Raw genomic sequence first — 15,156 nt, forward strand, 5'->3', positions numbered from 1 at the left:
TAAATATCTTAACTGTCTTCATTAATTAAAATATTCACAATGATTACAGTAAAAATTTGAGTATCCAAGGTTTTATGCTTGCAATAATAAGAATAAGCTATAAGATGGTAAAGGGAAAATCAAGCGATCGCTATTTACTGGAACTGACGATACTGAGGAAGAAAAGCAACTTTGACATAAAAATAGTTGCGTGGCTCACTACTCAAAAAAAATTTACAACAAACTTAAATGGTTAAAATTCAATTCATATAAGCATTATGGCTTTTAACTCGATCAAAGTACGAAAGATAGATGAGATGGGATCTGAATCGCTTATTGTTTCAAAAACACTTATGGTGTAGACTTGGTTGCTATAGTTCTAGTGCTGATCACTAGTTACTCAGTCACAAGAATTAATCATTATAATCCCATAAAAAGTAGTTTTTATTTGACCAAAGAGAATTAGGGCTATCTTCTGCGATCGCCCTAGTTGCTATGGCTAATTTTAATTAGCAGTAGTTAATTTCTGTATTAAAAACATAGTTTTTTGTACTCAAATGGCTTGAAGCACGAGAAATTATCAAAAAACATTTTTCCGTAAAAAACTTTTTCCTTCAAATTAATAATAAAAATCAAAAAATAAAATAATCCTTTTTCTGTTTCTTAATTGAGATAAAACAATGACAACTTCCCTGTACAACCTAAAAGTTGATATTCTCAACCATACATCTAACCTAGATACAAATAATAATGAAGTAATACCGACTCTCTCATATAAAGCAATTAAAAAATCTATTCTACTTCTTCAGAGTTGGGTAAATCACTTACCTCCACTGTATGGTGTTTCTGAAGCTGATATTGCTGATATCATGCCTCTACTGCTATTCATCGAGGCTACAATCTATCAGATTGACGAAAATAACGAAATTCATGAAGATATTACCAAACACAGTTCGGTACTACGGAACGTATTAAACCAGCTAAAATTATTGGATGACGCAGTAGAAACCCTGATTCAACAAGGATTAACATACTACGACTTAGAAACGCAGTTTTGCTTGGGTAAGATACCTACACCAGACGATATTGATTCCGTATGTCTAGGTAAGTCTTTCGATTATGGTCTTCTCTCTCGACTATTCTTTAAGTTAACTGGCCAACCTGATCATCAACAAGAAATATTGCAAGTCTCCCGACTTGCAGAGCAAATTATAGAAATTAGGTCTGACCTCAAATCATATAACGAAGATATAGAACGTAATGTGATGAACATCTATCGAATGTTTGTGCGCCTTTACAGTTCTGAAGCACCTCAAAAGTTGCAGATATATCTGGAAAATTTGCATTCTCAATTGCAAGGTAAACTGAAATTACTTGAACAAAATCGACCAGATATGGCTGAAAAGTTTATAAGTATCTGGAATAATATCTTCCCTGAAGATCGTCCGTTACCTGAAATTCCCCAGCCAATTTTGGAAGAGGGTAATCTAGTCGGACGAGTAACTACTGCTTATACAAATTAGAAGTTGATTGTTTCTATAGTAGAAGTAAATTTTTTAAATCTGACAAGAGCTATAGAATTAGTATTTCTATAGTTTTTAATAGTAAATCAGGCTTTAAATTTGCAACACCATTTATGGAGAGACTTATGGCAGTGACGGAAGCAAATCTTGTTGCAATAGATTACCAAATTCGACAACTGCGAGAAATCCAGCCAGTTACACCTTTATTTAATAGTGCAAATCACAACAATAAAATAGAACATAAAGACACAATTTTTGATAAAATATTAGTAAATTTACGCGATAAAATATACAAATTAACTAGTAATTCTCCCATTAATAAACTAGCCTTATATTTATCAACTATTCAAACTTTATTATTTAAATACACTGCTCAAGAAGAGTTTATTGTAGCAACGGGAGCTTTGAATCTAAACAAATCTGATAGCTTCATATTCTCCCGATTTTATAGACAAAAAATTATTTCATTTAAAGATTTACTCAAAATCACTCGCAGTCAGCTACAAGAAGGATACAGTCACCAAAGCTATGATGTAGACGTTCTTGTTGAAACATTTCTTGCTAGAGGTGGAAATCCAGCAGCAATTTTTGATATTGCTCTCATCCAAGAGGGATTATGCAGTTATAGTTCTTTGTTCAACAAATTTCAATTAGTCTTTGAAATTGATGCTCAAGATACTTCTGTTTCTGTAACTTTCCCAAAAGATGCTTTTGATGCCAATTTTGTGCAGAGAATGCTGGGGCATTTTCGGCAAATTCTCGAAACTGTAACAGTTAATCCTGATTGTAAATTGTCAGAAATTGACATCTTAACAACAGAAGAACATTATCAATTACTTCAACAGTGGAACAGGACAAAAACTCAATATCCGCAAGAGAAATGTATTCATCAGCTATTTGAAGAGCAAGTAGAAAGAAGTCCTGAAGCCATAGCAGTAGTATTTGAAAACGAAAAAATCACCTATAGACAGCTAAATGAGCAAGCCAACCAAATAGCGCATCACTTACAGTCATTAGGAGTAAAACCAGAAGTATTAGTAGGGATTTGCGTCGAACGTTCCGCCCAAATGGTAGCAGGACTATTAGGCATCCTCAAAGCCGGAGGAGCATACGTACCATTAGACCCAGCCTACCCCAAACAGCGTCTAGAAATGATTGTGGCAGACTCGCAGGTATCAGTATTACTCACACAACAGAAATTAGCAGCAAGATTACCTGAACACCAAGCCCATCTAGTGAATTTAGATGAGCAAGCAGCAATTACGAGTGAGAGCCAAAAAAATCCCATCAGTCAAGTCAATTCCAGTAACTCAGCTTACGTAATTTATACCTCCGGTTCTACAGGCAAACCCAAAGGCGTAGTTATTGAACATCACAGCAGTGTAGCCCTGTTATGTTGGGCAAAACAAGTCTTTAGTAGTGAAGAACTAGCGGGTGTTTTAGCTGCAACTTCGATTTGTTTTGACTTGTCAGTCTTCGAGCTATTTGCACCCTTAGCTTGGGGAGGAAAGGTAATCATGGCACAGAACGCCTCATATTTACCAAGCTTAGAAGCAGCCCCAGAAGTGACATTAATTAACACTGTACCAACAGCGATCGCCCAACTGCTACAAATTAAAGGTATACCCAAGAGTGTGCAAACAATTAACCTGGCAGGTGAACCATTATCAAATCAAATAGCACAGCAGCTTTACCAGCAGGAAAATATTCAACGAGTTTACAATCTCTATGGGCCGTCGGAAGATACAACCTACTCAACGTATAGTTTGGTAGAAAAAGGGGCAACCAAGCAACCTAGTATCGGCAGACCAATTTCTAACACCCAAATCTACATTCTCAACCCTGAGCTGCAACCTGTACCCATTGGGATTGTTGGGGAATTGTACATTGGTGGTGAAGGTTTAGCCAGAGGCTACCTCAACCAACCCGAATTAACTGCCCAAAAATTTATCCCTCACCCGTTTGAGCCTGCCCAAAAATTATATAAAACAGGGGATTTAGCTCGTTATTTACCAGATGGTCAGATTGAATTTCTCGGTCGCATTGATCACCAAGTAAAACTGCGTGGCTTCCGCATAGAATTAGGAGAAATTGAATCTGTTCTAGAAAGTTATGATTCAGTCCAACAAGCGGTAGTCATCCTGCGGGAAGATACCCCTAACAACAAACGACTCGTAGCTTATTTAGTCACACAAAATCAGGCTATAAATGTTAGTGATGTGCGCCATTTCTTAGAACAGAAATTGCCTGCTTACATGATTCCTGCGGCTTTTGTGTGTTTAGATGCTCTGCCCTTAACCCCCAATGGGAAGGTAGACCGCAAAACCTTACCTGTACCGGAGCAATTACGACCAGAATTAGCGGCTAATTTTGTAGCTCCTCAAACTCAACCAGAAAAACTCTTATCTAAGATTTGGGCTGATATTCTCAAGATTGAAAAAGTTGGCATTCATAACAACTTTTTTGAATTGGGAGGGGATTCTATTTTAGGAATTCAAGCTCTTGCAAAAGCCAAACAATTTGGTCTGATATTTTCCCTCCAGCAGCTTTTTCAATATCAAACAATACATGAACTTGCCAGAGAAATCAGCCAGGAAAATGATTCTTTCTCTACACCCAAACTAGGATATTTTAGTTTCAAATCTCAGGAAGAAAACCTCAATTTACCTGAAAATATAGAAGACGCTTACCCACTGACAAAGCTGCAAGCGGGAATGGTCTTTCATAGTGAATACAGCGTTGATACAGGGGTGTATCATGATATTTTTACGTATCATTTGCGATCGCCCCTTGATCTGAAGACCTTACAGACTGCGATCGCTGATTTAATTAGTCGCCATCCAATACTACGCACAAGCTTTGCTCTGACTGAATTCCCACAGCCATTACAGCTGGTTCATCGCACAGTTAAGATTACTTTACCTCTAGATGATCTGAGTCACTTAACAGCAGATGAACAAGAAGCAGCCATAGAAACTTGGATTGAACAGGAGAAAAAACGGCGTTTTGACTGGAGCATTCCGCCGTTAGTATGCTTTCATGTTCATCGTAGAACTCCTGAGACATTTAATTTCACTTTGAGCTTTCACCATGCAATTTTAGATGGCTGGAGTATAGCATCTTTTATCTCGGAATTATTCCAACATTACTTATTTCTTCTCGGTCTGAAAGTACCTCCTATCCCAGCAGCACCTTCCTTAACTTTTCGAGATTTTGTTGCCTTAGAACAACAAACAATTGCAGACCTAGATTGTAAAAACTACTGGCAAGAAAAACTACAAGAAATAAATGTTACCAAACTTCCTCGTTGGCCTCAGTCTTATCTTTCCAGTCAGACAGGGCAAATAGTTCAGCAGGAAGTTACCATATCACCTGAAATTTCATTAGGTTTAAAACAGCTAGCCAAAACAGCCAGAGTTCCTCTCAAAAGTGTTCTCTTAGCTGCTCACATCAGAGTATTAAACTTAGTCACTAACCAAACAGATATTCTGACCGGACTGGTATCTAATGGCAGACCAGAAGCAGAAGATGGAGAACGAGTATTAGGACTATTTATCAATACCCTACCATTTCGTTTGCAATTAGCTGGAGGCACTTGGATTGATTTAGTGCAGCAGACTTTTAAAAATGAGCATGAAGCTCTACCTTTCCGGCGTTATCCTCTAGCAGAATTACAGCATAATTTACAGATTAAAGAGCCATTATTCGAGACTTTATTTTATTTTAACAATTTTCATGTTTATCAAAACCTGTCGGAATTTCAGGCAATAGAAGCATTAGAAAGCAAATTTTTTGAACAAACCAACTTTAGTTTTATAGTTAACTTTAGTCTCAATTCTTTTTCTGAAGCAGTAGAGCTAACCCTAAAATACGACCCTAGCCAATTCTGTCAACAACAGATGCAAACAATTGGTGGATATTATCAACAAGCTCTGACAGCAATGGCCAGTCAATGGTCAGAACGATATGAAAAACATTGTTTACTCTCTGATACAGAACAGCATCAGCTGTTAGTGGAATGGAACAGGACAAAAACTCAATATCCACAAGAGAAATGTATTCATCAGCTATTTGAAGAGCAAGTAGAAAGAAGTCCTGAAGCCATAGCAGTAGTATTTGAAAACGAAAAAATCACCTATAAACAGCTAAATGAGCAAGCCAACCAAATAGCACATCACTTACAGTCATTAGGAGTAAAACCAGAAGTATTAGTAGGGATTTGCGTCGAACGTTCCGCCCAAATGGTAGCAGGACTATTAGGCATCCTCAAAGCCGGAGGAGCATACGTACCATTAGACCCAGCCTACCCCAAACAGCGTCTAGAAATGATTGTGGCAGACTCGCAGGTATCAGTATTACTCACACAACAGAAATTAGCAGCAAGATTACCTGAACACCAAGCCCATCTAGTGAATTTAGATGAGCAAGCAGCAATTACGAGTGAGAGCCAAAAAAATCCCATCAGTCAAGTCAATTCCAGTAACTCAGCTTACGTAATTTATACCTCCGGTTCTACAGGCAAACCCAAAGGCGTAGTTATTGAACATCACAGCAGTGTAGCCCTGTTATGTTGGGCAAAACAAGTCTTTAGTAGTGAAGAACTAGCGGGTGTTTTAGCTGCAACTTCGATTTGTTTTGACTTGTCAGTCTTCGAGCTATTTGCACCCTTAGCTTGGGGAGGAAAGGTAATCATGGCACAGAACGCCTCATATTTACCAAGCTTAGAAGCAGCCCCAGAAGTGACATTAATTAACACTGTACCAACAGCGATCGCCCAACTGCTACAAATTAAAGGTATACCCAAGAGTGTGCAAACAATTAACCTGGCAGGTGAACCATTATCAAATCAAATAGCACAGCAGCTTTACCAGCAGGAAAATATTCAACGAGTTTACAATCTCTATGGGCCGTCGGAAGATACAACCTACTCAACGTATAGTTTGGTAGAAAAAGGGGCAACCAAGCAACCTAGTATCGGCAGACCAATTTCTAACACCCAAATCTACATTCTCAACCCTGAGCTGCAACCTGTACCCATTGGGATTGTTGGGGAATTGTACATTGGTGGTGAAGGTTTAGCCAGAGGCTACCTCAACCAACCCGAATTAACTGCCCAAAAATTTATCCCTCACCCGTTTGAGCCTGCCCAAAAATTATATAAAACAGGGGATTTAGCTCGTTATTTACCAGATGGTCAGATTGAATTTCTCGGTCGCATTGATCACCAAGTAAAACTGCGTGGCTTCCGCATAGAATTAGGAGAAATTGAATCTGTTCTAGAGACTTATGAGTCAGTCCAGCAAGCGGTAGTCATCTTGCGGGAAGATACCCCCACTAACAAACGACTGGTAGCTTATTTAGTCACACAAAATCAGGCTATAAATATCAGTGATGTGCGCCGTTTCTTAGAACAGAAATTGCCTGCTTACATGATTCCTGCTGCTTTTGTGTGTTTAGATGCTCTGCCTTTAACTCCTAATGGTAAGGTAGACCGCAAAACCTTACCTTTACCAGAAGCAGAACCGACACGAGAACGAGAGTTTTTCCCGCCACAGACACCTATTGAGCAGATTTTAGCCACGATTTGGCAAGATGTTTTAGGAATTAAGCAAGTAAGTCGCTATGATAAATTTTTAGAAATCGGTGGTGACTCTATCCTCACTATTCAAGTAGTGGGTCGCGCTCGTCAAGCAGGAATCAAAATCACCCCACGACAAATATTTCAATATCCAACTGTTGCTGAACTAGCTGCTGTAGCTGATACTTCCGCTTCAATTTTGGCTCAACAGGGTTTAGTGACAGGAGTTGTGCCTCTAACTCCGATTCAACATTGGTTCTTTGAGCAAAATCTCTCTGAACCGCACCATTTCAATCAGTCGGTACTACTCTCTGTTCCCTCTCACCTCAAACCGGAATTACTCTCCCAAGCTATTGGCAAACTATTAGAGCATCATGATGCTTTGCGTTTACGCTTTCGCTTTGAGGCAGGTGAATGGCAGCAAGTAAACTATGGCATTTGTGATCTAGTACCTTTCCAAGTCATCGACTTATCCCAAACTCCTGAAGCGCAACTGCCGCAAAGCTTAGAGAAAATAGCAACTAGTCAACAGGCTAGCCTCAATCTCGCAAATGGGCCGTTGATGAGGGTGGTATTGTTGCAATTAGGCAATAACCACGATCATCGATTACTGATCATCATTCATCATCTAGCTGTTGATGGAGTCTCCTGGCGGATTTTACTAGAAGATTTGTTCACCGCTTACCAGCAACTAGAACAACAAGAAACTATTCAACTGCCACCTAAAACCTTAGCTTTTAAAGATTGGGCTAAACTTTTGCCAGAATATGGGATGCTTCCGACAGTACGCGCGCAATTAGATTACTGGTTTAAACAGCCTTGGTCTGAAGTAAATTCCTTGCCAGTAGATTATCCCACAGAAAAACAAAATAACTCAGTAGGTAGTGTGGCTGATGTATCGATTACTCTGACTCAGGAAGCAACTCGCGCCCTCTTGCAACAAGTTCCTTCTGCCTACAATACCCAAATCAATGATGTGCTGCTGACAGCGTTAGTTCAAACTTCGGCACAATGGACAGGAAATTCTACAGTCCTGATTGATTTAGAAGGGCATGGTCGGGAAGATGTATCTGCAGATGTGGATGTATCTAGAACAGTCGGTTGGTTCACTAGCATATTTCCTGTGATATTGCAACTAGAAAATCAAACTCATCTGGGAGAAGCTCTCAAATCAATTAAAGAGCAGTTGCGAGCCATTCCCCAACGAGGCCTAGTCTATGGAATTTTGCGTTATTTAAGTCAGGATAGCGAAATTCGTTCTCAATTGGCAGCACTACCTTTAGCGGAAATCAGTTTCAATTATTTGGGTCAATTCGACCAAGGGACTGCCAAAAGCGTCGGTTGGAAATTTGCCACCGAGTCTACAGGAAATGAGCGTAGTTTGGAGGGACAGCGCAGGCATCTATTAGATATTAATGCCTGGGTAGTAGAAGGACAGTTACAAGTTAGGTGGAGCTACAGCAGTCATATCCATCAGCGTTCTACCGTAGAATCATTAGCTCAAAAGTATCTCCAAGCTTTGTTAAACCTGATTGAACATTGTCTGTCTCCTACAGTTGGGGGATACACTCCCTCTGATTTTCCTGTGGCGAACTTAAATCAAGACGAACTAGACGAAATTCTGGCGGAAATTGACTAAAGAGGATAGGAACGTAATGGTAGCCGAAAAATCTCAAAAAAGCAAAAACGTAGAGTCTATTTATCCTCTCTCCCCGATGCAACAGGGGATGCTCTTTCATAGCATTTATGCTCCAGACTCAAGAGTTTATTGCAATCAGACGCTAATCACGATATCTGCGGAAATTAACGTTATCGCTTTTAAGCGAGCTTGGGAACAAGTAGTAGAACGCTACTCAGTGTTACGGACTCTTTTTCTTTGGGAAAAGCGTCAACAACCTCTACAAGTAGTGCGAAAACAGGTAGATTTACCTTGGAACTATCAAGATTGGCGAAACCTTTCCTCTATAGAACAACAAAAGCGTCTAGATTCTTTGCTGGAAACAGAACGCCAACAAGGGTTTCAACTCAACCAAGCACCTTTGATGCGCTGTACATTAATTCAGCTATCTGATCAAACCTATAAATTTCTGTGGCATTGGCATCATATCCTGTTAGATGGTTGGTGCTTACCAATCATTTATCAAGAGGTTTTAACCTTCTATACTGCTTACTCTCAAGGTCAAAACTGCTATCTTCCTTCTCCTCGTCCTTATCAAGACTACATTATTTGGTTACAGCAGCAAGACTTATCTGTGGCGGAAACGTTTTGGCGGCGAACGCTTGAAGGCTTTACTGCTCCTACCCCACTGGTGGTAGAGCGATCGCAGTCTAGTAACTCTGAAGTACAACCAATTTATCAAGAACAGGAGTTCTCTTTATCCTCCGCTACCACTAAGGGTTTGCAATCCTTGGGGTTGCAGCATGGTTTGACTTTATCAACTTTAATCCAAGCAGCCTGGGCTATCCTCTTCAGTCGCTACAGTGGAGAGTCTGAAGTTTTATTTGGTGTCACAGTTTCCGGTCGTCCTGCTGCTTTGCCAATGGTGGAAAACATGGTGGGGTTATTTATTAATACCTTACCACTGCGGGTATCAGTTCCCAAATCAGAATCAATTATACCTTGGCTACAAGAATTACAACAAAAGCAAGTTGAACTTCAAGAGTATGCTTATAGCACTCTGGCAGAAATACAAAAGATGAGTGATGTGCCACCAGGAGTTCCTTTATTTGAAAGTTTGGTGGTGTTTGAGAACTATCCTATCGATGGCTTGTCACCAGAGTCAAATCAATTATTGCCAGTCAGCAAGGTGGAGAATTTTGAACAAACAAATTACCCTTTGAGCGTGGCGGCAATACCCAAACAAGAATTGCTCATAAAATTTAGTTACGATACTAATCGTTTCACAAGGGATACAATTGTGCGGATGGCTGGTCATTTGCAGACCTTATTAGCAGCCATTGTGGCTCATCCCCAGCAGCAGGTAGCTGAACTACCTTTATTAACAGAAGCAGAACGGCATCAGTTATTGATAGAATGGAATAAAACAGCAGTTGCATATCCTTTAGAAAAATGTATTCATGAGTTATTTGAAGCACAAGTAGAACGCCACCCTGATGCGATCGCAGTCATATTTGAAGGGCAAAAACTCACCTATCAACAATTAAATGCAAAAGCCAATCAATTAGCTCACTATTTACGCACAAAAGGTGTAAAACCAGAAGTATTGGTGGGCATTTTGGTTGAGCGTTCCCTAGAGATGATCATCGGACTATTAGGAATATTAAAGGCAGGGGGAGCTTATTTGCCTTTAGACCCTAGTTATCCGAGTGATCGCTTAACTTATATGCTCACGGATGCAGCCGTGTCCATCTTACTGACTCAGCAGTCTTTATTGGACTCTTTAGGCGCAAATCCAGGCGAGGTAGTGTGTTTAGATCGGGATTGGCACATAATTGCTAACCATAGCCAGCATAACCCCATCAACTTGGTGAATTCAGAAAATTTGGCTTATGTGATTTATACCTCCGGTTCTACAGGTAAGCCCAAGGGAGTGATGAACATCCATAAGGCTGTTTGCAATAACTTATGGCGAACGATAGATGCTTATCCGCTTACAGTAGGTGATGGCTACAGCATACAAAGCGATCGCATTCTGCACATAGGTCTTTTGAGTTTTGATGTTTCAGTCTTGGAAATCTTCTTCCCTTTAACATCTGGCACTACTTTAGTAGTGGCTAAACCTGAAGGTCATAAAGATATAGCCTATTTGATGAACTTGATGGCAGAACAAAAAGTTACTCAAATATTTTGTGTTCCTTCAATGTTGCGAATTATTCTGCAACAATCAAACTTAGATAGTTGTCGTTGTTTAAAGCAAGCCTTTATTGGGGGAGAAGCACTATCTTATGAACTGACTCAACGATTATTTGAGCGATTGGACTGTGAATTATATAATTTTTACGGGCCTACAGAAGCAGTAATTTATACAACTTGTTGGCAATGCCAGCCACAGTCTAATTATCAAATAATTCCTATTGGTCGCCCGATAGCTAATACTCAAACTTATATCCTCGATGAATATCTGCAACCACTTCCCATTGGCATTGCAGGAGAATTACATATTGGGGGTGTCTCCTTAGCTAGAGGCTATCTAAATCAACCAGAATTAACTAATGAAAAATTTATTTCTCATCCCTTTGGTGAAGGTAAATTATATAAAACTGGAGATTTAGCCCGTTATTTACCGGATGGGAATATTGAATATCTTGGTCGCATCGATCATCAAGTTAAACTAAGAGGTTTACGGATTGAGTTAGGAGAAATACAATCAGTTTTAGATACTCATCCCCAAGTAGAACAAACAGTTGTAGTTCTGCAAGCTGATACTGCTGAAAACCAACGCTTAGTAGCTTATATCGTCGGGAAAGACAACTCATTTAATCAGGGCGAACTCAGGCAATTCTTACAGCAGAAATTGCCAGCTTACATGATACCCTCAGCTTTTGTGGTTTTGTCAGAATTGCCATTAAACCCTAATGGCAAAATAGACATCAAAAAATTACCTAAACCTGATGAAGCATCGATATTAGAATCCATATATTTACCTCCCCGTAATTCCTCAGAAATGATTTTGGTAAACATTTGGCAGGAAGTTATACAGGTGTCAAAAATCGGGGTTAATGATAACTTTTTTGACTTAGGAGGACATAGCCTCAAAGCAATTGCTCTAGTTAGTAAAATTCAAGAAAAATTTGGTCTTTCCCTTCAAATTAAACAAATATTTTTACATCCTACAATCTCAGAACAAGCAGAATTATTAACTGCTTGTACAGCTATAAAAAATATTCCGGTAATTCCCCATCTGTCTGAGCAAGAAACCTATGAAACCTCCCATGCACAAAAACGTTTTTTTGTGCTGCAACAGATGGATTTAAATAATGTTGCTTATCACATTGTTTCTCAACTCAAAATAGCAGGAAATTTTGACCCCAGTGCTTTTGAGCAAGCAATGCAGGTTTTGATTGCTCGCCATGAATCTTTGCGGACATCGTTTGTATTAGTTAACGGTGAACCGAGGCAAAAGGTACTAGCACACAGTCCTTTTAATATCGGGTTTCAAGATTGGACTAATCAACCCAATGCTGAAAGCCACATCCTAGAAATTATTCAACAATATAGAGAACCTTTCGATTTAGAAAATAGCCCACTTTTACGAGCTAATATTTATAAATTAGCAGAACAGCAATATATTTTAAGTCTGGAAATCCATCATATTATTTGTGATGGTTGGTCGATGGATTTATTAGCTAAAGAATGCTTGAAATATTATAATTATTTCGTTAAAGACTTACAGCCAAATCCAGATAACTTGCCTATACAATACAAAGACTATGCAGCATGGCAAGCTAATATTTTACGCAGTAATGATTATAAACAAAATCTAGATTACTGGCGGCATAAACTTGATAATGGGCAAATACCCCGCCTTCACTTACCTACAGACTTTCAAAGGCCTGCTATCAAGACTTTCAATGGTTCACATCTAAGTTTGACATTCAAACCAGCAATAGTTTCTAGATTGCGAGGAATTTGTCAACAAACAGAAAGCACTTTGTTTATGGCACTATTAGCAGCAGTAAAAGTATTACTGTATCGCTATAGTGGTCAGCACGACATTTCTATTGGTACGGAAATTGCCACTCGCAATCATCCTCAATTGCAATCTTTAATCGGTTTATTTCTCAATACACTAGTTCTCCGCGACCAAATAGACCCAGAACAAGGATATCAAAATTTGCTGGCACAAGTGCGTCAAACTGTGACTGAAGCATTTGAACACGCTGATTACCCGTTTGATATTTTGGTAGAAGAACTAGCTATTTCTCAAGAGATTAACCGTACACCATTGTTTGATGTGTTAGTGCTGCTACACAATTTTGGTCAACCTGTATTTGTAGAAGAATTACAAATCAAATCTCTAGATTCACTAACTTCTACCAGCAAATTCGACCTATCTTTTGTATTTAGCGAACATGATGAGCAACTCAGGTTAGATTTAATTTACAACACAGATTTATTCCAAGCTGAGAGAATGCAGAAATGTCTCAGCCATTTCGATAAGCTGCTCACCGAAATGCTCGAAAATCCTAGCCAACCACTTTGTGAGATTTCTATTTTATCATCAACAGAAACCACTTTTTTACAAAGCTTTATCCAACCAATACCCCGCTTAGAAACGCGTACAGTTATCCATGATTTTAGCGACCAAGTAAGAGCCTTACCAGACAAAACATCAATTATTTATCCTGGTGGTCAATTTAGCTATCTTGAATTAGATACACTCACTCACTATTGGGCGAATATCTTTAAAAATTTAGGTATCCAAAAAGATACTATTTGTGGCGTAATGCTGGAAGGAGATTACCGTCAAGTATTAGCAATGCTAGCGGTATTTAAGGCTGGGGGAATTTATTTACCTCTGCGTTTAGATGAGCCAGAAGAACGCGCTTTACGCATGATGAGCAAAACATCCCCTACGATGATAGTAGTCGATACCGAAAATTTAGATGTCATTAAAACCCGACTAGCACTATTACCAAAACCACCTCAAATATTGGTGATCACTGCTCATGAAATTCAGCAATCCTATCAATGGGATGGCACAAATTATCAATGCTTGCCTGTAGTAGTAAGTCATGATGACAAAATTCTAATTATGCCTGATGCAGATGATTCTAACTATATTATGTTTACATCTGGGTCAACAGGTGAACCCAAAGCCATACTTGGTAGTCATGGCAGTTTGCGTCACTTCCTCAATTGGGAAAAATTAGAATTTGGGATTGATCAAAACTGTCGCTGTCTGCAAATCGCACAGATTAATTTTGATGCTTATCTTCGGGAAACTCTTGTCACTTTATGTTCTGGAGGAACTCTTTATATTCCTGATAGCACAGACCGCGAAGATTTAGAAAAGTTATTACTGCGGTTAGGAGAATGGCAGATTAACTTACTACACACTGTACCCTCGGTGATGCGCCTATTTTTAAAGATTGGTCGCAATTTAGCCGATGCTGATCAATTACTCCAGAATTTACAAGTTTTGGTGTTAGGAGGAGAACCTTTATTTGTTAAAGAATTGTGTGAATGGCATCAAGTTTTTGGTTCTCAAACAGAATTTGTGAATATTTATGGTGCAAGTGAAACCACTTTTGTCAAACATTTTTACCGGATTCCTGATCCAAATAAAATTACTTACGCCAGAGTTCCTGGAGGTAAAACATTGTCAGAGGCGGCTTTCGCCGTCATTGATGGAACTCGTCCTTGTGCTGTAGGAGAAGTGGGAGAAATTTTTGTCAAGTCACCATATTTAACAAAAGGCTATTACCAAGACCAAAGCCTAACCAATGCCGTTTTTGTACCCAATCCTTTGAATCATGGCACTGATATAGTTTATCGCACAGGAGACTTGGGACGACTGCTACCAGATTTAACCGTGGAAGTGATAGGACGCAGTGATAACCAAGTGAAGTTGAATGGAGTACGGATTGAGTTGGGAGAAATTGAAGATGCACTAGCTGCTATTGATGGTGTAGAAAAAGCACTGGTAATTGCTGAGAAACAAGAAGAATTGGTGACAGTAATTGCATATTATCAAGCAAAGAATACTATAAATCAGCAACATATTAGCAGCCAATTAAAACAAGTTTTACCAATTTATATGCGGCCAACTCATTTGATGCAGTTGGCAGATTTTCCGTTATTACCAAATGGCAAAGTCAACCGCCTAGCACTACCAAAACAAGAAATAAATTATACTCAAACAAGTTATCAAATTACTAGCTTTAATCAACAAGAAGCTTTATTAGCCTCGATTTGGCGTGAATTATTAGATGTAGAGGTGAGTGATGCTAATCAGTCATTTTTTGAACTAGGGGGAAATAGTTTAAAGGCAATGCGTTTAGTGTCACATATCCGTAATCAATTTGGAGTTGCACTGCGATTGCGGGAAATTTTTACTCAAAATACTTTAAAAGCTCAAGCTGATTTGATTCAATCACGACAATAAATAATGA

3 protein-coding genes are annotated in these 15,156 nt (G+C 39.0%); all 3 read left to right on the forward strand.

What is annotated here, in order from left to right:
* The first annotated feature begins 659 nt into the window (after nt 1-659).
* Nucleotides 660-1,502 carry a hypothetical protein gene (locus tag ACQFX9_RS00420; RefSeq protein ID WP_427160214.1) on the forward strand — a complete coding sequence of 281 codons (843 nt, stop codon included), beginning with the start codon at nt 660-662 and terminating at the stop codon, nt 1,500-1,502.
* Between the two features lie 125 nt (nt 1,503-1,627).
* Nucleotides 1,628-8,719 carry an amino acid adenylation domain-containing protein gene (locus ACQFX9_RS00425; protein WP_427160215.1) on the forward strand — a complete coding sequence of 2,364 codons (7,092 nt, stop codon included), beginning with the start codon at nt 1,628-1,630 and terminating at the stop codon, nt 8,717-8,719.
* 16 nt (nt 8,720-8,735) lie between these two features.
* The gene (locus ACQFX9_RS00430) at nt 8,736-15,149 is read left to right on the forward strand and encodes an amino acid adenylation domain-containing protein (RefSeq protein WP_427160216.1); all 6,414 of its coding nucleotides are present in this window, start codon (nt 8,736-8,738) and stop codon (nt 15,147-15,149) included.
* Nucleotides 15,150-15,156 lie beyond the last annotated feature (7 nt).

The sequence above is a fragment of the Aliinostoc sp. HNIBRCY26 genome (genome assembly GCF_050235535.1).
Lineage (GTDB): Bacteria > Cyanobacteriota > Cyanobacteriia > Cyanobacteriales > Nostocaceae > Trichormus.